Source organism: Xenorhabdus entomophaga, assembly GCF_037996725.1.
GTDB lineage: Bacteria > Pseudomonadota > Gammaproteobacteria > Enterobacterales > Enterobacteriaceae > Xenorhabdus > Xenorhabdus khoisanae.
In genome coordinates, this window is sequence record NZ_JBBMXH010000065.1 from 1 (window position 1) to 20,844 (window position 20,844).

Consider the following 20,844-nt stretch of genomic DNA (forward strand, 5'->3'; position numbering starts at 1 on the left):
TAAGCATAACTCAGTCCTCTTTTTTGCCTTTTTGTTTCTGGAAAATCAAAACTCGCAAAATTTGGACTGAGTTTCTTTGACACTCCTACCATTTTGAAAAGTTATATATAATTATCTTGAGAATTACTTTCTTCCTATTACACCATATCAATGGAATGTTTCTGATGGTGGAATATTTTCTGCTCAAAGATGACCGAATTTTCTAACAAATTGAGAGCTTGCTCACAAAACATAATGCTATTTTAACCGGAAATTAAAAGCTAATTATTGTAAAAATAGCATTACTAAAATCTTTTTAGCACAAAATAATTAGAAGATACTATATGAAGTTGTCTGATGTTGTTGAATAGCTTACTACCCTGAATAAAGAATAGTATAGGTATGAGAGTTAGATATGTGCTATTTCAAATAAAAATAGTGAGGGTATGTATGGCTAAGTTCGCAGCAAACTTGAGTATTATGTTTAACGAAGTCCCGTTTAATGAGCGATTTAAGCGGGCAGCAAACGCTGGTTTTAAAGGTATTGAATATTTGTTTCCTTATGAAGAATCAGAGGAAAAACTTTCGGAGTTGTTAAGAAAATATCAATTGACTCAAGTGCTGTTCAATATGCCTGCAGGTGATTGGGACTCAGGTGATAGGGGAATGGCTTGTTTACCTGGACGAGAAAAAGCTTTTGCTGATGGAGTGCATAAGGCACTGAAATATGCTTTGGCATTGGATTGTAAACAGGTTCACGCAATGGCTGGAAAATGGGATAGGTTATTTACGCAGGAACAGCAACGTGAATGCTATATCACAAATATCCAGTATGCTGCGGATGTGATGGCTGAATATAATATCAAAATATTAATTGAACCGATCAATATTCGTGATATGCCTGACTATTTTTTGACAACACAAAATCAGGCAGAAGAGCTATTGAGAGCTATCAACCGTCAAAATGTCTTTATCCAGTTAGATCTTTATCATTGCCAAATTATGGAAGGCGATTTGCTGAGGACGATAGAACGGCTGTGGGGGAGGTTTAGCCACATTCAGATAGCTTCAGTGCCGTATCGACATGAACCAGATAATGGTGAGATTAACTATTTCTGGCTATTTAAAAAGCTGGATGAGAAGGGATACCAAGGATGGATTGGATGTGAGTATTATCCAGCGGGTTGTACGGAAGAAGGACTTGGATGGCTGGTAAAAGCCCAATCATGATTGGATGATAATTGTAGTAGGAGAGGTCATGACCCCCCCAGAACGCAGAGATTTTATTTACCGCCACTTACATGAGCATCGGATCGCTTCTATTAACACATTAGTAGAAATGATGAGTGTTTCGCACATGACAGTAAGGCGGGACATTCGTATTTTGGAAGAAGAAGGGAAAGTTATTAGTATTGCTGGAGGTATTCAGTTAAATGATGCCTTACGGCAAGAATTACCATGGAATGAAAAAGCACTTATTCATCATAAAAATAAGCGTGCAATAGGTAGATATGCTGCTTCATTGGTAGAAGATGGGCAAGTGGTTTATTTGGATGCTGGAACCACGACATTTGAAATTGCTCAAGTATTGGCGGAACGTTTTAATCTGACAATTATTACGAATGATTTTTCTATTATTCAGTATTTGATGAATAAGCCACAACTCAATTTGTTTCACACCGGAGGGCAGGTGGATAAGCGTAATTATTCCAGTGTTGGGAATAGTGCAGCCATGGTATTGCGTACTTTGAATGTAGATATTGCATTTATCAGTACCAGTTCATGGGATCTTGAACATGGTATTTCCACTCCTCATGAAGAAAAAGTCTTAGTGAAACAGGCATTGTTGGAAATTTCTCGTAGGAAAATATTAATTTCAGATAGCAGCAAGTATGGGAAATACGGCATGTTTCGTGTTTGCCCATTATCAAATTTAAATGACATTGTATGTGATGGTCAATTATCAATCTCAGTGCAACAACAATTACAAGAGTTAAGTTTGGAACTACATATTGTCAATATATAAGGATTATAAAAAAATAAATCCTAATTTATATAAATAGTCCAAAAGACTACGAAGGAAGGTTGTAAATGAAAGTGATTATAACGGGTGGTGCTGGTTTTCTGGGGAAACAGTTAGCTTCTTTTTTACTTAAAAATAACTGTGGATTGAATTTTGAACAATTAGTGCTAGTTGATATTCAGCTTCCAATTTCTCCTGTCAATGATCCAAGGGTGCAATGTTTGGAACTGGATTTGACACAAGCTGGTGCGTCCGAGAGGCTGATTGGTGTTAAGAGCAACATTATTTTATTTCATCTAGCGGCTATTGTTAGTAGTCATGCTGAACAAGATTTCGATTCAGGGATAAGGACTAATTTTGATGTGACGCGCAGCTTATTGGATGCTGCTCGTAAGGAGAACTCATCACTGAAGTTTATTTTTACCAGCTCACTAGCGGTATTTGGGGGAGAATTACCAGAAACAGTGACAGACCACTATGCTGTTAATCCTCAATCTTCATATGGTACTCAAAAAGCAATGTGTGAGTTGATGATTAATGACTATTCTCGTAGAGGATATGTCGATGGAAGAATCCTTCGCTTGCCAACCATTAGTATACGTCCGGGTAAACCCAATAAGGCCGCTTCTTCATTTGCTAGCGGAATTATTCGTGAGCCATTGCATGGAGAAAACAGTGTTTGCCCTGTTTCCCGTGAGCTTGCATTGTGGCTTTCTAGCCCTGAAACAGTAATTCGTAATCTTATTCATGCAGCTCAGATACCAGCAAAAGACTTTGGCCTATCACGTATTGTAAATTTGCCAGGAATTAGTATCACGGTACAAGGGATGCTTGATGCATTGAAGGAAGTTGCTGGACAAGAAGCAGTGGAACTTATTCGTTTTGAGTCAGATGAAAGCATCAACCAAATAGTAGCAAGTTGGCCGGGAAGCTTTGACATAAGTCGTGGTCTTGCATTGGGATTTGGTGTTGACCATTCATTTGGTGACTCTATTCGTGCATTTATTGCTAATGACTTATATTGAAATGGAGTTTGATTATGACGTCTTATATTCCAATCATTGGATTGGCAGTAGCTGTATTCACGCTGATTTTTCTGGTCTTGCGTACCCGTATCCACGCGCTGCTTGCTATGCTGATTTCAGCAATAATTGCTGGACTCACGGGGGGATTAAGCATAACTAATACCATAGAAGTGATTACCAAAGGATTTGGTTCAACATTAGGTAGTATCGGGATTGTGATCGGCTTAGGGATCATGATGGGGAGGATACTGGAAGTTTCTGGTGCCGCTGAACAAATCGCTTACAGCTTCATTAAGTGGTTAGGTAAGAAGCGTGAGGAATGGGCTTTGGCAATTACCGGCTATATTGTCAGTATTCCCATTTTTGTCGATACGGCTTTTGTGCTTCTCTATCCTTTAGCTAAGGCATTGGTGAAGAAAGGCAAACGAAATATATTGACATTAGGGGTCGCATTAGCAGGAGGGCTGGTCGTCACTCATCATGTTGTTCCCCCAACTCCTGGACCTCTTGGTGTTGCTGGTATCTTTGACGTGGATATCGGTGCAATGATGTTGGTCGGTATTATACTGGCGGCTCCATGTGTTATTGGTATTACTTTTTATGCAAAATGGTTGGCAATTAAATATCCTGAATATCAGTACACAACTACGAATGAAAATGAAGATGAAACGCAGGAAAATCTGAAGCAGACTCACCAACATTACATGGAAGAAAAAGCCAATAAGCCGTTACCAAGCCTATTTCTTTCCCTCTTACCTATCATTGTTCCGATTGTTCTGATTTTGATTAAAGCAGTTAATAATGTGTTATTAGGAATTGATGTATTTATTGGAAATGAAAAGCATTTCTATTTTCAGTTTTTTGATTTACTTGGTACACCCATTATCGCGTTGGCAATCAGTGTATTGTTGGCTGTTTATACTCTAATGCCAAAAGTCAGCAAACACGAAGTCATTGAACATTTGGAAGCAGGGTTACAAACAGCAGGTATAATTCTGTTGGTAACTGGTGCTGGCGGGGCATTGGGAGCTGTATTGCGTGAAAGCGAAACGGGCACTCTTCTGGCACAACAGGTTGCTAACTTGCCGATAACTCCTATTTTAATCCCATTCATCATTGCAACGTTAGTGCGTTTGGTTCAAGGGTCCGGTACAGTGGCAATGCTCACAGCGGCTTCTATTTCAGCTCCTGTGATCAGCCATATACCAGATATTAATATGTTGCTGGCAGCTCAGGCTGCGACGATAGGAGCACTGTTTTTCAGTTACTTCAATGACAGTCTGTTCTGGATGGTTAACCGAATGATGGGCATTAAAGATGCCAAACAACAGATGATTATCTGGTCAATCCCTACCACAATTGCATGGGGGATTGGGCTGTGTGGTGTACTGCTTCTCAACCTTGTCATGTAACATATTAAAATGGCGCTCTGTAACGGGCGCTTTTCTGTTTTCAAGCTTTGTCATTGACTTTCGAATACTATTCTCACTTCTGCATTACTTTCTCCTTACATTGTGATCTTAATTGCAATTAAATGCGTTACGTCACCTTAAACACTAAAAGACGGCGCAACACATTTTAATTCAGATAAAATATCCAGTTATCTTTTTGTTTTTAAATTAATTTTTGGTATGGGTGTTAGAGTTTTCACTCCTTTGCAAAGATAATTCTAAGGTTATTAAGAGTAATTTCTAAGAAAAATTATTACTATTTGGCATTTTTTAGATCTAACAGTTATTTTTTCAGGCGATGCCACCCGTGCATTTATCGCTAATCATACAGATTGAAATAGGGTTTTATGATGGAGTTTTACATTCCAATTATTGGATTGGGAGTGGCGGTATTTACGCTGATTTTTCTGGTCTTACGCTCTCGTGTTCATGTCCTTATTGCCATGCTAATTGCTGCAATAATCGCTGGAATATCAGGCGGATTAACGATAAGCAATGTCGTCGAGGTGATCGGTAAGGGATTTGGTTCGACATTGGGCAGTATTGGCATCGTGATTGGGTTGGGTAGCATGATGGGGCGGATATTGGAGGTTTCTGGCGCAACAGAACGGATCGCCTATAGTTTGGTAAAATGGCTGGGCCAAAAGCGCGAAGAATGGGCCTTGGCGATTACCGGTTATATTGTCAGTATTCCTATATTTGTGAATTCGGCCTTTGTGATCCTTTATCCACTGGTGAAAGCGTTAGCAAAGAAAGGTAAACGGAATGTATTGACTCTGGGAGTATCGCTGGCAGGCGGGCTGGTGGTGACTCACCATATTGTTCCACCAACACCGGGGCCTCTTGGTGTCGCAGGGATATTCGGTGTAAATATAGGCTCAATGATGTTGGCAGGCGCGATACTGGCTATTCCATGTGTTATTGGCATTACCCTTTATGCAAAGTGGCTGGAGACTAAATACCCTGAATATCAGATTGCTGATGCAGAAGAACATTCAGAAAATCTGCAACAAGTTCATCAACGTTATCTGGAAGAAAAAGCCAATAAACCCCTACCAAGCTTGTTTCTTTCCCTTTTGCCGATTGTCGTGCCGATTGTTCTGATTTTTATGGGTGTAATTAATGGCATGGTGTTGAAAATCGATGAGTTTGCCGGAAAGAAAAACAATTTATATTTTCAACTCTTTGATTTTCTTGGTTCGCCCATTATTGCTTTAGCAATCAGTGTATTGCTGGCGGTTTATACGCTTATACCAAAAGCCAGTAAACAGGAGGTGATTGAACATTTGGAGGCCGGGTTAAAACCTGTGGGGATTATCTTACTGGTGTCGGGGGCTGGAGGCGCATTGGGGGCTGTATTAAACGAAAGTTCGACGGGAACGATGCTGGCTCACTATATTGCTGAACTGCCAATAACACCGGTCCTGATTCCGTTTATCATCGCGACCTTAATACGCATCATTCAGGGTTCTGGCACGGTAGCAATGATTACCGCAGCGTCTATTTCAGCGCCTGTTATCAGACAGATACCGGATATTAATATGTTGGTAGCGGCTCAGGCTGCGGTGATGGGAACTCTGTTTTTCAGCTATTTTAATGACTGTTTTTTCTGGGTGGTTAACCGGATGATGGGGATTAAGAATGTGAGGCAGCAAATTATTGTCTGGTCAATCCCTACTACAATTGCATGGGGAATTGGGCTGTGTGGTGTATTGCTGCTCAACCTTGTCATGTAAATATGTCTATCGTCTTTCAGGTTGCCGCTTTGTTGGCTGTGTGCATTTCCTTGCCGTTGCGCTGCATCTTGAAATCCATTGGGTATAATCCAGAAGGCGCTCTGTGAGGGGCGTTTTTCTGTTTTCAGGGTTTGTGATTGTTCTTCGAATATTGTTTCCATTCCAGCATTATACTCACGACATCGTTTTCTCTATTATTTGTGACTTGAGTCACAAATGTATGTGTGTGTTTCTTTTTTATCTTCATTAAAGATGATTTTAATCACTAAAAAATGTCAGAGTATTGACTAAATTTAGGTATCCATATTTTGAGCTATATCCGTTGAGGAGTCTGATATGTCTGATGTATTTCATTTAGGTATCACTAAAAGTGACCTGCAAGGCGCGACTTTAGCGATTGTACCGGGCGATCCTAATCGTGTTGAGAAAATTGCGCGTTTGATGGATAACCCAGTGCATCTGGCTTCCCATCGTGAATTTACAACATGGCGTGCAGAAATTGATGGCAAAGCCGTTGTTGTCTGTTCCACGGGTATTGGTGGCCCCTCAACGTCGATTGCTGTAGAAGAGCTGGCGCAATTGGGAGTACGTACTTTCCTGCGTATCGGTACAACCGGAGCGATCCAACCACACATCAATGTTGGGGATGTATTGGTAACAACAGGCGCAGTTCGTTTGGATGGTGCCAGCTTGCACTTTGCACCAATGGAATTCCCGGCGGTTGCTGATTTTGAGTGTACCAACGCATTGTATGAAGCGGCGAAATCATCCGGATCTGCCACTCATGTTGGTGTCACGGCTTCTTCTGATACCTTCTATCCAGGGCAGGAGCGTTATGATACTTATTCCGGGCGGGTTGTTCGTCGCTTTCAGGGCTCTATGAAAGAGTGGCAGGAAATGGGCGTAATGAACTTTGAGATGGAATCTGCAACATTGTTGACTATGTGCGCAAGTCAGGGACTGCGTGCTGGTATGGTGGCTGGTGTTATTGTTAACCGTACCCAACAGGAAATTCCTGATGTTGAGCTGTTGAAGAAAACAGAAAGCAACGCGTTAGGAATCGTTGTTGAGGCTGCCCGCCGCCTGCTGTAACGCTTTTCATCAAGGGCTGGAATATTCTGGCCCTATCATTTATGTGATCTTCTCTTCCTTTCATTCTAAAATCTGATAATGTCATAACGTTTTGCGCTAACAACTATTTACCATCAGTAACGTAATGCGTTAAAAATAAAGTATATTTTAATCAAAACAAGAGTGACTATGACCACAACATTAATCTCTCATCCTTCAGTACTTCCTTTGAATGGCGGCATTAACTTTCGTGATTTAGGCAATAAAACGCTAAATAATGGCGCTAAGATCAAGTCAGGGCTGCTATTTCGTTCCGGATCACTGGATAAGCTGACAGAAAATGATCAGGCTTATTTAGTGGATCAAAACCTTTTTCAGATCATCGATTATCGTGATAGTAGCGAAATCATGGATAAACCGGATCAGATATGGCATGGCGCCCATTATCACCATGCTCCGGCAAATCCGCTTTCCAAAGAAGTGGACGCTAATCTGGATAAGATAGATAAAGAAATACTGGAGCAATTCGATGCAAAAGGGTTTATGTCACGTCTGTATGAATTGTTACCTATCAATAATCCGGCTTATAAGAAATTAGCTACGCTATTGTTGCAACCAGAAAAAGGCGGGATTGTGCAACATTGTGCGGTTGGCAAAGACAGAACAGGAGTGGGTTCTGCTCTGGTTTTGCTGGCGCTGGGTGCTGATTGGGATACGGTAATGGAAGACTATTTGCTGACCGATATCACGTTGGCTCCTTACCGAGATTATTTATTGAATGAACATGCGAAAGTCATGAGTGAAAATATAGTGGAAAAATTTGCTTATGTTTATTCTGTCAGGGAAGCGTTTTTACTGACTGCGCTGAATAGTATTAACCAACATTACGGCAGTGTGGATATTTGGCTGGAAAAAGATATTGGACTCGATATTGCGGCCCGAGAAAAATTGCAAGCTTACTTTCTTGAATAAAAATATCAGGTTAGCTTTGGTTTAATTATACAGTGCTAACCTATGACATCCCACTGACTAACACAGGAAAGACGAATTTGAGCCTGCATGAAATCATCGAACTGGTCACGAATTTTGTAAAAGCTCATGAAGCTTGGGCAATTCCCATCATTTTCCTCCTTGCATTTGGTGAATCACTGGCATTTATCTCCCTATTGTTGCCAGCGACGATCATTTTATTGGGGTTAGGCGCATTAATTGGCGAAAGCGGGTTAAATTTCTGGCCAATATGGATAGCCGCAGCAGCAGGAGCCTTTTTTGGCGATTGGGTTTCTTACTGGTTTGGTTTCCACTATAAAGAGAATGTCGGCAAAATGTGGCCGCTTTCTCGCCACCCCAAAACGTTAGCGCGTGGGCATCGATTCTTTGAGCGCTGGGGAGTCTGGGGCGTTTTTATTGGGCGATTTTTTGGCCCCTTAAGAGCCGTAGTCCCGCTGGTAGCCGGAATTTGTGCCATGCCAAAACGCCATTTTCAGCTTGCCAATTTCGCTTCTGCATTGATTTGGGCATTCGGTATCTTAGCGCCGGGTGCTTTTGGCTTACGATGGTTGGCCGAGTGGATGGGGTAATTGCGAGCCGCTTTGCAAACTGAAAGAAAGCTATTAAATAATCTGGACATCTATACAGCCTCTATTTAACTTACATTGAGGCCAGTGAGCCAAAGAAGTTAACCAAAACTTAACTACAATGGTGTTAGTGAGGGTGTATAGGTGGATATCCAGTGGTTATATATGTTGATTGGCGGCTTAAGTGGATTGCTGGGCGGGGGGATCTTCGTCTGGCTTTCTGTTCACCAGAGAATCCAACAAAAAGAGCAGGCGCTGCGCGAATTATATAGTCAACTGGCTGTCAGCCATGAAAAGCTAGAACAGTCTCATTATTGGCGTACTGAGTGCGATCAATTAAACCAAGAGTTACTGGCTCAGCGCGAAGTGAATAGTGTGCAGGAAGCTGAATTGCGGGAACTGAGCACGCGGCTTGAAGAAAGCAGGTTAGCGGCGGAGGAAAAACAACGCCTGTTGATCAATAGTGAACAGCGCCTGAATACCCAATTTGAAAATCTTGCCAATCGTATTTTTGAGCAAAACCGGCTCCGTACTGATGAATATAATCGCCAAAACCTCAATAATCTCTTAATGCCATTTCGTGAACAACTTGAAGGTTTTCGCCGTCAGGTTCAGGACAGTTTTGGGCAGGAAGCCCGGGAACGTCATACCTTAACCCATGAGATTCGCAATCTTCAGCAACTGAATGCCCAGATGGCAAAAGAAGCACTCAATCTCACTAATGCGTTGAAAGGAGATAATAAAATGCAGGGAAATTGGGGAGAGATGGTGTTGGCTCAGGTTTTGGAAGCATCCGGTTTGCGTGAAGGGTATGAATTCGACACACAAGTTAATATTCAATCCGAAAACAACGGGCGTTTTCAGCCCGATGTGATTGTGCATTTGCCGCAGGGAAAAGATGTCGTTATTGATGCCAAAATGTCGCTGGTTGCTTATGAACGTTATTTCAACAGTAATGATGAACAACAGCAGATACAGGCATTACAGGAGCATATCAACTCCATAAAAGGACATATTCGTGGCCTGAGCCGAAAAGATTATCAGCAATTGCCCGGTTTGCGCTCTCTGGATTATGTCCTGATGTTTATTCCTGTGGAACCGGCTTATCTGGTGGCACTTAATCAGGCTCCTGAATTACTGGATGAAGCATTGAAACACAATATCATGCTGGTTAGCCCATCCACATTACTGGTTGCTGTTCGTACTATCAATAACCTTTGGCGTTATGAATATCAGAGTCAGAATGCCCGTCTGATTGCTGATAAAGCGGCCAGAATGTATGACAAAATGCGTTTGTTTGTGGATGATATGCAAGGGTTAGGGCAAAGCTTAGATAAAGCACAGGCGAGTTACCATTTCGCGATGAAAAAACTGCTCGAGGGGCGAGGTAATCTGATCAGTCAGGCTGAAGGCTTCCGAGAATTAGGTGTGGATGTGAAGCGTCCTATTGATTCACACTTGATTGATAAATCCCTACAATCGTTACAAATTAACGAGTGAAGTCTGGATAGGGTTTTATCGGAAAGGCTGGTACACTTGCTATAAATTTTTCGAATAAAAAGCGGACAAATAACATGGCAAATCAATCGAAAGAAACCACTGATTTTGGTTTCCGCACTGTAGCCAAAGAAGAAAAAAAAGACATGGTGGCAGAGGTATTCCACTCGGTAGCGGCAAAATATGATTTGATGAATGATTTGATGTCATTTGGTATTCATCGTATCTGGAAGCGTTTCACTATTGAAGCAAGTGGTGTCCGACGCGGTCATAAAGTGCTTGATCTCGCCGGTGGAACAGGTGATTTGACAGCAAAATTTTCCCGTATTGTGGGTGAAAAAGGTCAGGTTGTTCTGGCAGACATTAACGACTCAATGTTGAAAGTCGGGCGTGAAAAGTTGCGTGATATCGGCATCGTCGGTAATGTCAGTTATGTTCAGGCTAATGCTGAAGTACTGCCTTTCCCAGATAATTATTTTGACTGTATTACGATTTCTTTCGGCCTGCGTAATGTGACGGATAAAGAAAAAGCCTTACGTTCCATGTGTCGGGTGCTTAAGCCGGGCGGTCGTTTATTGGTGCTGGAGTTCTCCAAACCTGTACTGGCACCACTGAGCAAAGTTTATGATGCTTATTCGTTCCATGTTTTACCACGAATTGGTCAGATGGTTGTTAAAGATGCCGACAGTTACCGCTATCTGACAGAATCCATCCGTATGCACCCTGATCAGGAAACCTTAAAAAGTATGATGGAAGAAGCTGGCTTTGACCAGGTTTCTTATACCAATATGACCGGGGGAGTCGTTGCTCTGCACAAAGGGTTTAAATTCTGAAATGGAAACACCCTCACCAAGCCATAGTGTGAATTCTGCGGCACTGAACTCCCCTGAATTGAGTCCTGCTGCATTGAATTACCGAGTATTATTTCCGGCTCTGACGGCTTCTCTGGAAACAACGCTGAATTATTTGTTGTATCGGGAAACCGTATTGAAGCCAACCCGTTTGAGGTTGGTAGGCAAAACACTGTCCATCAAGCTGAAGGAAATTGAAACACCATTGGTATTGATATTCAGTGAAAAGCAATTGGATGTTTTAAGTCAGTGGTCGGAACCTGCGGATTGCTCAATGAAAACGACGATACCCGCATTACTCAAGTTGCGGGACCGCCAGTGCCTTTCGGCGTTGATTAACAGTGGCGAGATCACCATTGAAGGGGATATGCAGATTATCCAGCAATGGTCAGCTTTATTGGACATGTCAGAGTGGGACCCTGCCCATTATCTTTCCCCTTATGTCGGTGATATTGTTGCAGAAGGCATTAGCCAGATAGTGAAAAAAGGCGTTAAATTTGCCAGTAATACCATCGAAAGGAAGAAAACGTACTTCGTCGAATCATTAACTGAAGAGTGGAAAATGGCCCCCAGCGCACTGGAAGCCGCCTATTTCAGTGAGGAAGTTGATGCTGTTGCCAATAAAGTGACTCAAATAGAGAAACGGTTGGCTGCGCTGGAGGGGAAATATGACGCCCAGTGAAATCAAACGGCTTTATTTCATTATTCGAGTCTTTCTTTCCTATGGACTGGACGAACTGATCCCTAATATTCGTCTGACCTGGCCACTGCGTTTCGGGCGTTATTTCCTGTTTTGGATAACTAATCGGCATAAAGACAAACCGCTTGGTGAGCGTTTGCGTCTGGCACTGCAAGAGCTTGGGCCTGTATGGATCAAATTTGGTCAAATGCTTTCTACCCGCCGCGATCTGTTTCCACCTGCAATCGCTGATCAGCTTTCGATGTTGCAAGATAGGGTGGTTTCCTTTGATGGCGCTGTGGCGAGAAAATCGATTGAAACCGCATTAGAGGGGCCTTTGGAAACGTGGTTTGAAAATTTTGATCAGCAGCCACTGGCTTCAGCGTCTATTGCTCAGGTACATACCGCTCGGCTGAAAGAGAATGGTAAAGAAGTCGTCCTGAAAGTGATCCGCCCGGATATTCTGCCTGTCATCAAAGCGGATGTACGATTGATGTATCGTTTGGCTAATCTGGTGCCTCTTTTGCCGGATGGGCGTCGTCTTCGTCCACGTGAAGTCGTGCGCGAATACGAGAAAACTTTACTTGATGAGCTGAATTTGTTGCGTGAAGCTGCCAATGCAATTCAATTGCGCCGAAATTTTGAAGACAGCCCGATGCTTTACGTGCCAGAAGTTTATCCCGATTATTGTCGGGAGAATGTGTTGGTTATGGAACGCATTTATGGTATCCCCGTGTCTGACATTGCGGCCTTAGAAGCGCAGAACACCAATATGAAATTGTTGGCTGAGCGTGGTGTTCAGGTATTTTTTACCCAAGTGTTCCGTGACAGTTTTTTCCATGCGGACATGCACCCCGGCAATATTTTTGTCAGTTATGAGAATCCGGAAGATCCTACCTATATCGGCATCGATTACGGCATTGTTGGCTCTTTGAATAAAGATGATAAACGCTATCTGGCTGAAAATTTCATTGCTTTCTTCAATCGTGATTACCGCCGGGTAGCTGAATTACATGTTGATTCTGGTTGGGTTCCTGCCGATACCAATGTGGAAGATTTCGAATTTGCCATCCGTACCGTTTGTGAGCCGATTTTTGAAAAACCACTGGCTGAAATTTCGTTCGGGCATGTGCTACTAAATCTTTTTAATACTGCCCGCCGTTTTAACATGGCTGTTCAACCCCAGTTGGTTCTGTTGCAAAAAACGCTACTGTACGTTGAAGGTTTGGGGCGCCAGCTTTATCCTCAGCTTGATCTATGGAAAACCGCAAAACCTTTTCTGGAAGATTGGCTGCATGATCAGGTTGGGATACCCGCCATTGTACGGGCCTTTAAAGAAAAAGCCCCCTATTGGGCGGAAAAGCTACCGGAATTTCCTGAGTTAGTGTATGGCGCCCTTCAACAGCATAGGCGTTTACAGGCCAGCATTGATCAGATATCACAACAATTCAGAACGCAACAGATTCAGCAACGCAAATCTCTTTATTTACTGGGGATCGGAGCAACGCTATTTATCTGTGGAAGCCTGTTTTTCATCATAGACCAGAAACATTTGTCGTGGGGATTGATGGGGGTCGGAATTGTATCGTGGGGGCTGGGTTGGCGTCATTTAAGCAAACGCCAGTGACAATTAAAAGGTCAGTAACAATTAAAAGTAAGTAGAGATTGCTTTACCGTGTGTTTGGTATGATTGTGTTATTTTCGAACATAAAGTTCGTAGTTTATAATGGAATCATTAGTGGTATTCCGATGAATGTGGTATTCCAATGAATAGAGGTAACTCAGTATGGGTGGTATAAGTATTTGGCAATTGCTCATTATTGCGCTCATTGTCGTATTGCTGTTCGGTACTAACAAACTTCGTACCTTAGGCTCAGACTTGGGAGAGTCGATTAAAGGCTTCAAAAAAGCAGTGAATGGCGATGAAAAACCGGAGCAACCTGAAAAAACGAACCATGACGCTGATTTCGAAACTAAAAACCTTGCTGAAAAATCTACCGTTACACAATCTGAAAAATCAGAGAGCAAAAACAAAGAGCAGGTATAAACCGTGTTTGACATTGGTTTTAGTGAACTGTTGTTAGTGATGGTCATTGGCTTGGTTGTTCTGGGGCCTGAGCGTTTGCCTATTGCAGTTAAAACAGTAGCCGGATGGATTCGGGTATTACGCTCGTTGGCGGCGAATGTTCAGAATGAACTTGCTCAAGAATTGAAATTGCAAGAGCTTCAGGACAGCCTGAAAAAAATGGAAGAAAAAGCAGATATGCAATCACTATCTCCAGAATTGAAGGCATCAATGGAAGAGCTAAGGGAAGCGGCTGAGTCGTTGAAAAACGTGTACCAGCTCAAGCCTGATGAAATGAGGGAATTGGAGGAGGATGAAACGCATTACCACTCCTCTGCATCCCAGTTGGCCGCAAAAGACTCAACTTCAGGACGATTAGCCTCAGAACAATCAGCCTCAGAGCAATCAGTCTCAGAGCAATCGGGCGTGAAACCAGATCAGCAGAAAAATAAATCTCCTGAACAAGCAAATGGCGAACACTAAAACATGTCTGTGGATGATACCCAACCGCTTATTAGTCATCTGATTGAATTACGTAAGCGGATTCTAAATAGCTTAATTACTGTATTGGTCGTTTTCTTGGCATTGGTGTATTTTTCCAATGACATTTATCGGCTTATTGCGGCACCTTTGATGGAACAATTACCTCAAGGTGCAAATATGATTGCAACGGATGTGGCATCGCCTTTTTTTACACCGATAAAACTAACCGGTATGGTGTCTGTCTTCGTTTCGGCACCAATGATCCTCTATCAGGTTTGGGCATTTATTGCTCCAGCGCTATATAAGCATGAACGCCGTTTGATAATGCCGCTGTTGTTTTCCAGTAGCGTACTATTTTATCTGGGAATGGCATTCGCCTATTTTGTAGTTTTTCCCATCGCATTTGGTTTCTTTATCAAGACGGTTCCCGCAGGTGTTGTGATCTCGACAGATATCAGTAACTACCTGAGCTTTGTGATGGCGCTGTTTATGGCCTTTGGTGTTTCATTTGAAGTACCGATCGCCATTATTTTGCTGTGCTGGAGCGGAGTGGTGACGCCGGGATCGTTAAAAAGGAAACGCCCTTATATTTTGGTAGGCGCTTTTGTAGTTGGCATGTTGTTAACACCGCCTGATGTTTTTTCGCAAACTTTGTTAGCTATTCCCATGTATTTACTATTTGAATTAGGAATTTTGCTTTCTCAGTTTTATATCGGGAAATCAGGTAAACACAAAGCAGTCAATTCAGAAAGTGAATAAGGTCGTGATCGTGATATCGGCGACAATCTGAAAAAATAATTTGATTCTGGTCACTCATGATTATCGCTAACTGATTGATGATGTTAACATCACCTGTATAACGTGATGGCTATTAACCCAGCGCCCGGCGCTGGGTTTTACATTAGGAGAGAAGTATGAGCTATGTATTTCCGGGAGCATTTCCCGGTCGTCGTATGCGTCGTGTGCGCTGCCATGATTTTTCCCGCCGCTTATTTGCTGAAAATCAAGTTACTGTCAATGACCTAATCTATCCCGTCTTTGTTATGGAAGGTACTAATCAGCGTCAGGAAGTGCCTTCCATGCCAGGAGTGTATCGTCTGACAATCGATCTTTTGCTGAAAGAAGCCGAAGAGATTGCCCGACTGGGTATTCCTGTTTTGTCGCTGTTTCCAGTCATTGAAGCAGACAAGAAATCATTAGATGCGAAGGAAGCTTATAACCCAGATGGTTTGATTCAGCGTTCTGTCCGTGCTCTGAAAAGTGCTGTACCTGAATTGGGCCTTTTAACGGATGTTGCACTTGATCCATTCACTACACATGGGCAGGATGGCATCATTGATCAGGATGGTTATGTTATCAATGACGTGACTAAAGGGATTCTGGTCAGGCAGGCACTCTCCCATGCTGAAGCAGGAGCCGAAATTGTCGCTCCAAGTGATATGATGGATGGCCGCATTGGTGCTATTCGTGAGCAGCTTGAAATGGATGGTCATATCAATACCCAGATTATGGCTTATTCTGCGAAATATGCCTCTTGTTATTATGGGCCATTCAGAGATGCAATTGGTTCCAGTAGTAATTTGAAAGGTGGCAATAAGATGACCTATCAAATGGACCCGGCAAACAGTGATGAAGCATTACAGGAAATTGCACAGGATTTGCAGGAGGGAGCTGATAGTGTCATGGTGAAACCCGGTATGCCCTATTTGGATGTGATTCGCCGGGTAAAAGATACGTTTGGCGTACCAACATTTGCTTATCAGGTTTCTGGTGAGTATGCGATGCACATGGCTGCCATTCAAAATGGTTGGTTGAAAGAACAACCTGCAATTATGGAGTCACTGCTGTGTTTCAAACGTGCTGGAGCTGATGGCATCCTGACTTATTTTGCTAAACGAGTAGCACAGTGGTTGCATGAGCAGAAATAACGGTCTTCTTGCGTAAAAGCAGATTCTGGCTTACTGGAACAGATATAATGAAAACGGGCAAAATTGCCCGTTTTCTGATTAGACTTTGATAAATTGTTTATTATCTAATACCTTCGACACTTCCTTGTTGAGAATATTCAGCAGGAGAATGGAACGAGTTTCTCCATCTGGTTCGTTATAAATTGCTTGAATGCCTTCGAAAATTCCCTCAGTGATTAATACCGTATCACCAGCAATTGGTGTTTCAGGGGCAACATATTCTTGCTCAGTGACGGACATCAATTCATCAATTAATGTTTGAGGAACAATAGCGGGATAAGTACTGAACCGAATAAAATGATTTACACCACGAGTTGAATTAACAGTAGTGGTATGAATAACTTCGGGATCAAAGTGTACGAAAAGATAATTGGGAAACAGTGGTTCAGTAACGGTGGTTCGCTTACCCCGAATAATTTTTTCAATTTTGGCTGTAGGTGTCAGGCAAATAACATCTTGTCTCTCCAGATTTTCTATCGCCCGAGAGATTTGCCCACGTTTACAGTAAAGAAGATACCAATTTCCCATAATATTCCGACTCCATTACTTAGAGTGTTTAGCATAACAAAACCAGTACTAAGGGGTCATCAATAAAGCCAAAAGTTATTTGAGATGTGGTCCATGTATTATAGTCACGTGTATTTATTTCCAGTAAAAATTTATGTAAGACATTTATTGTGATAATGGGGATAGTGATTGTGGAAAATATGCCGATTATAAGGGGCACTGGTAATTTTATCTTACTTTTCATAGAGGAAACGGAAAATGGAAGTGTTTTTGCTAAGTAATGGGAGAAACCTACACCACAAGATTACGCTAATTCCATTGATTTTTAGTAAGTTATGAGTTTACCTTGTAACCCTCATGGGAGGGCTTATAATGTCTTTCCCTCCTTACAAATCGGCACGAATGAACAATATGAAATACCGCGATTTAAGAGATTTTCTTTCCTTGTTGGAACAATCAGGTGAATTAAAACGAATTCGTATGGAAGTTGATCCTTATTTGGAAATGACTGAAATCGCAGATCGTACTCTTCGTGCCGGTGGCCCTGCCTTATTATTTGAAAATCCTAAAGGATATTCGATGCCAGTGTTGTGCAATTTGTTTGGAACACCAAAACGGGTTGCTATGGGAATGGGGCAGGATGATGTTCAGGCATTGCATGATGTTGGTAAGTTATTAGCTTTCCTTAAGGAGCCTGAACCACCAAAAGGATTCCGTGATCTGGTAGATAAATTGCCTAAATTCAAACAGGTACTGAATATGCCAACCAAACGCCTCAGTTCTGCACCTTGTCAGGAGCAGATTTGGGCTGGAGATGAAGTGGATCTTACCCGCATTCCGGTTATGCATTGCTGGCCGGAAGATGCAGCCCCATTGATCACATGGGGGCTGACGGTGACCAGAGGGCCGAATAAAGAGCGCCAGAATCTGGGCATCTACCGTCAGCAGGTATTGGGTAAAAATAAGCTGATTATGCGCTGGTTATCCCATCGTGGCGGCGCTCTCGATTTTCAGGAGTGGTGTCAGGCTCATCCGGGAGAACGTTTTCCGGTGTCGGTTGCGTTGGGGGCTGATCCGGCCACAATATTAGGCGCAGTGACGCCAATCCCTGATACGTTGTCTGAATATGCTTTTGCTGGTTTGCTGCGTGGGCATAAAACGGAAGTCGTTAAATGTATATCCAATGAATTGGAAGTCCCCGCAAGCGCTGAGATTATCCTTGAGGGTTACATTGAACCCGGTGAAATGGCACCGGAAGGGCCGTATGGTGATCATACTGGTTATTACAATGAAATTGATATGTTCCCAGTATTCACAATAACTCACATTACCCAGCGCCGTGATGCCATCTATCATTCCACTTATACCGGACGTCCGCCGGATGAACCTGCGGTGTTAGGTGTTGCGTTGAATGAAGTTCTGGTTCCAATACTACAAAAGCAATTTCCTGAAATTGTCGATTTTTACCTGCCGCCAGAAGGGTGCTCTTATCGGCTCGCTGTCGTTACGATGAAAAAACAGTATGCAGGTCATGCCAAGCGAGTCATGATGGGCGTCTGGTCATATCTACGGCAATTTATGTACACAAAATTTGTTATCGTCTGTGATGATGATATTAATGCGCGAGATTGGAATGATGTCATCTGGGCGATAACAACGCGAATGGACCCGCAGAGAGATACTGTCTTAATGGAAAATACACCAATCGACTATCTCGATTTTGCATCCCCTATTTCAGGGTTAGGATCAAAAATGGGGCTAGATGCAACGAATAAATGGCCAGGAGAGACACAAAGGGAATGGGGGCGTCCGATAGTGATGAGTGATGAGATTCGGGCCCGTGTCGATGAAATTTGGGATCAATTAGATATTTTGAAGCGATAAGAGGGAACGCATGACAACACTAAGCTGTAAAGTAACATCGGTTGACTCCATTACAGATACAGTTTATCGGGTTCGTTTATTACCTGATTCGCCTTTTTCTTTTCGTGCAGGGCAATATTTGATGGTGGTTATGGACGAAAGAGACAAACGTCCTTTTTCTATGGCATCACCACCATCAGAAAAACAGAGCATTGAGCTGCATATTGGCGCTTCTGAGCTGAACCTGTATGCAATGGCGGTGATGGACAGAATACTCGATCAGAAAGTTATTGATATTGATATTCCACATGGTCAGGCATGGTTTCGTGAAGATAGCGAAAATCCGATGCTACTGATTGCGGGTGGAACAGGGTTTTCCTATACCCGTTCTATCTTATTGGCAGCATTGGAAGCAAACCCTAACCGTGAAATCTCAATTTATTGGGGAGGGCGTGAACTGCATCACCTTTATGATTTGGGTGAATTACAGGCATTGAGTGAACGTTATCTTAACTTAACGGTTGTTCCTGTGGTTGAGCAGGTTGATGAGCACTGGCGAGGAAGGAGCGGAACAGTTCTGAGTGCAGTTTTGGAAGATTTTGGCAGCTTGGCAAATCATGATATTTATATCGCCGGTCGCTTTGAAATGGCCAAAATTGCCCGTGAGCGGTTTTGTAGTGAACGTGATGCATCGATCGATCGCATGTATGGCGATGCGTTTGAGTTTATCTAATCCGTTTTCCCGATAAAAAAATAAAACGATAAAAATAAAAAAACCCGCCCCTGACAGGCGGGAAACTACGGCAACAACTTATTAGAGTGATGCAATAGACTAGACAGACAAGGGAAAAATACGTATAAATTTCAATCGTCAGTTACTCTTGATAACTAAATCTGGTAACTACACTCTTTCAATAATCGTGGCGATACCTTGACCTAAACCGATACACATGGTTGCCAGACCAAACTGTACATCCTTGTGCTCCATTAGGTTAAGCAGAGTAGTAGTAATACGGGTGCCGGAACAACCTAATGGATGCCCAAGCGCAATTGCGCCACCGTTTAGATTGATTCTGTCATCCATACTATCCAGCAGATTCAATCCCTTAATACAGGCCAAAGATTGCGCAGCAAATGCTTCGTTCAATTCCATCAGGCCAATATCAGAAAGGCTTAATCCCGCTTTTTTCAACGCCATTTGTGTTGCTGGCACAGGGCCATAACCCATGATAGAAGGATCACAACCGACAACTGCCATTGAACGGATACGAGCACGAGGCTTCAGCCCTAATTCTTTGGCTTTGCTTTCGCTCATGATTAGCATTGCAGATGCGCCATCAGACAGCGCTGAAGAGTTACCCGCAGTAACACTTCCGGTGACAGGATCAAAGACAGGACGCAGGGCTGCGAGATCCTTTAGGTTAGTGTCAGGACGGATGACTTCATCAAAATCGACAAGCTTCATATTGCCATCTGCGTCATGCCCATAAATAGGGACTATTTCTCTGGCGAAGGCTTTGGATTCTGTTGCTTGTGCTGCACGTTGATGAGAACGCAGCGCGAATTCATCTTGCATTTCGCGGCTAATATTATACATCTTAGCCAGCATTTCTGCTGTCAGGCCCATAACGCCCGCTGCTTTTGCAACGTTGCGGCTCAATTTAGGATGAAAATCGACACCGTGTGTCATGGGTACATGCCCCATATGTTCAACGCCGCCAACCATCGCGATATTGGCATCACCCGTCATAATCATGCGGGCACCGTCATGCAGTGACTGCATTGAGGAACCACACAGACGGTTAACGGTGACTGCGGGAACTGAATGGGGAATGCCTGCCAGTAATGCAGCATTACGTGCAATGTTAAACCCTTGCTCCAGCGTTTGTTGTACACATCCCCAAGAGATATCATTGATATGCTCTGGCTGAACGGCAGGATTGCGCTTGAGTATTGATTTCATCAGGTGTGCGGAGAGATCTTCGGCACGGACCTGACGGAATGCACCACCTTTTGAGCGCCCCATTGGGGTACGGATACCATCAATAATAACTACGTTTTCCATGTTTT

Annotated in this window: 20 protein-coding genes; 18 read left to right on the forward strand and 2 right to left on the reverse strand. The window is 42.8% G+C overall.

What is annotated here, in order from left to right:
* The first annotated feature begins 429 nt into the window (after positions 1 to 429).
* From otnI to hemB, 16 genes are all read left to right on the forward strand, one after another.
* Positions 430 to 1,209: a 2-oxo-tetronate isomerase gene (gene otnI / locus AAC854_RS13980; RefSeq protein ID WP_340617659.1), complete on the forward strand. Its 780-nt coding sequence runs from the start codon at positions 430 to 432 to the stop codon at positions 1,207 to 1,209.
* A 28-nt stretch (positions 1,210 to 1,237) separates the two neighbouring features.
* A complete protein-coding gene (locus AAC854_RS13985) occupies positions 1,238 to 2,005 on the forward strand; it encodes a DeoR/GlpR family DNA-binding transcription regulator (RefSeq protein WP_340617642.1) in 768 nt (255 codons plus the stop codon).
* 65 nt (positions 2,006 to 2,070) lie between these two features.
* Positions 2,071 to 3,027, forward strand: coding sequence for a D-erythronate dehydrogenase (gene denD, locus AAC854_RS13990; RefSeq protein ID WP_340617643.1), 957 nt, complete (start codon positions 2,071 to 2,073; stop codon positions 3,025 to 3,027).
* Positions 3,028 to 3,041: 14 nt separating this feature from the next.
* A complete protein-coding gene (locus tag AAC854_RS13995) occupies positions 3,042 to 4,439 on the forward strand; it encodes a GntP family permease (RefSeq protein ID WP_340617644.1) in 1,398 nt (465 codons plus the stop codon).
* 386 nt (positions 4,440 to 4,825) lie between these two features.
* The gene (locus AAC854_RS14000) at positions 4,826 to 6,214 is read left to right on the forward strand and encodes a GntP family permease (RefSeq protein WP_422824088.1); all 1,389 of its coding nucleotides are present in this window, start codon (positions 4,826 to 4,828) and stop codon (positions 6,212 to 6,214) included.
* 336 nt (positions 6,215 to 6,550) lie between these two features.
* Positions 6,551 to 7,306 carry a uridine phosphorylase gene (gene udp, locus AAC854_RS14005; RefSeq protein WP_340617645.1) on the forward strand — a complete coding sequence of 252 codons (756 nt, stop codon included), beginning with the start codon at positions 6,551 to 6,553 and terminating at the stop codon, positions 7,304 to 7,306.
* Positions 7,307 to 7,474: 168 nt separating this feature from the next.
* Positions 7,475 to 8,257 carry a tyrosine-protein phosphatase gene (locus AAC854_RS14010; RefSeq protein WP_340617646.1) on the forward strand — a complete coding sequence of 261 codons (783 nt, stop codon included), beginning with the start codon at positions 7,475 to 7,477 and terminating at the stop codon, positions 8,255 to 8,257.
* A gap of 77 nt (positions 8,258 to 8,334) precedes the next feature.
* Entirely contained in the window at positions 8,335 to 8,865 is a 531-nt protein-coding gene (locus AAC854_RS14015; protein WP_273549104.1) for a DedA family protein, read from the forward strand.
* 141 nt (positions 8,866 to 9,006) lie between these two features.
* Positions 9,007 to 10,362 carry a DNA recombination protein RmuC gene (gene rmuC, locus AAC854_RS14020; protein ID WP_340617647.1) on the forward strand — a complete coding sequence of 452 codons (1,356 nt, stop codon included), beginning with the start codon at positions 9,007 to 9,009 and terminating at the stop codon, positions 10,360 to 10,362.
* Positions 10,363 to 10,436: 74 nt separating this feature from the next.
* Complete coding sequence (ubiE, locus tag AAC854_RS14025; RefSeq protein WP_340617648.1) at positions 10,437 to 11,192, forward strand: bifunctional demethylmenaquinone methyltransferase/2-methoxy-6-polyprenyl-1,4-benzoquinol methylase UbiE; 756 nt, start codon at positions 10,437 to 10,439, stop codon at positions 11,190 to 11,192.
* A gap of 1 nt (position 11,193) precedes the next feature.
* Positions 11,194 to 11,892: a ubiquinone biosynthesis protein UbiJ gene (gene ubiJ / locus AAC854_RS14030; RefSeq protein WP_340617649.1), complete on the forward strand. Its 699-nt coding sequence runs from the start codon at positions 11,194 to 11,196 to the stop codon at positions 11,890 to 11,892.
* On the forward strand, positions 11,879 to 13,516 hold the full coding sequence (ubiB, locus tag AAC854_RS14035; protein ID WP_340617650.1) for a ubiquinone biosynthesis regulatory protein kinase UbiB: 1,638 nt from the start codon (positions 11,879 to 11,881) through the stop codon (positions 13,514 to 13,516). Before ubiJ ends, ubiB begins: the two co-directional genes overlap by 14 nt.
* A 159-nt stretch (positions 13,517 to 13,675) precedes the next feature.
* A complete protein-coding gene (gene tatA / locus AAC854_RS14040) occupies positions 13,676 to 13,936 on the forward strand; it encodes a Sec-independent protein translocase subunit TatA (protein ID WP_187655341.1) in 261 nt (86 codons plus the stop codon).
* Between the two features lie 3 nt (positions 13,937 to 13,939).
* Positions 13,940 to 14,437, forward strand: a complete 498-nt coding sequence (gene tatB, locus AAC854_RS14045) for a Sec-independent protein translocase protein TatB (RefSeq protein WP_340617651.1) — start codon at positions 13,940 to 13,942, stop codon at positions 14,435 to 14,437.
* A gap of 3 nt (positions 14,438 to 14,440) precedes the next feature.
* Positions 14,441 to 15,196, forward strand: coding sequence for a Sec-independent protein translocase subunit TatC (gene tatC / locus AAC854_RS14050; RefSeq protein ID WP_340617652.1), 756 nt, complete (start codon positions 14,441 to 14,443; stop codon positions 15,194 to 15,196).
* Positions 15,197 to 15,351: 155 nt separating this feature from the next.
* Positions 15,352 to 16,365 carry a porphobilinogen synthase gene (hemB, locus tag AAC854_RS14055; protein WP_340617653.1) on the forward strand — a complete coding sequence of 338 codons (1,014 nt, stop codon included), beginning with the start codon at positions 15,352 to 15,354 and terminating at the stop codon, positions 16,363 to 16,365.
* A 78-nt stretch (positions 16,366 to 16,443) separates the two neighbouring features.
* Here hemB and rfaH read toward each other — a convergent pair whose 3' ends face one another.
* Entirely contained in the window at positions 16,444 to 16,932 is a 489-nt protein-coding gene (rfaH, locus tag AAC854_RS14060; RefSeq protein WP_099115640.1) for a transcription/translation regulatory transformer protein RfaH, read from the reverse strand.
* Between the two features lie 390 nt (positions 16,933 to 17,322).
* On the opposite strand from rfaH, the gene ubiD reads away from it, so the two are divergent.
* Together ubiD and fre are read left to right on the forward strand one after the other, a co-directional pair.
* On the forward strand, positions 17,323 to 18,795 hold the full coding sequence (ubiD, locus tag AAC854_RS14065) for a 4-hydroxy-3-polyprenylbenzoate decarboxylase (RefSeq protein ID WP_340617661.1): 1,473 nt from the start codon (positions 17,323 to 17,325) through the stop codon (positions 18,793 to 18,795).
* A 10-nt stretch (positions 18,796 to 18,805) separates the two neighbouring features.
* A complete protein-coding gene (gene fre / locus AAC854_RS14070; RefSeq protein ID WP_047961852.1) occupies positions 18,806 to 19,507 on the forward strand; it encodes an NAD(P)H-flavin reductase in 702 nt (233 codons plus the stop codon).
* Positions 19,508 to 19,675: 168 nt separating this feature from the next.
* On the opposite strand, the gene fadA is transcribed toward fre, so the two are convergent.
* On the reverse strand, positions 19,676 to 20,839 hold the full coding sequence (gene fadA / locus AAC854_RS14075; protein ID WP_340617654.1) for an acetyl-CoA C-acyltransferase FadA: 1,164 nt from the start codon (positions 20,837 to 20,839) through the stop codon (positions 19,676 to 19,678).
* Positions 20,840 to 20,844: the final 5 nt, after the last annotated feature.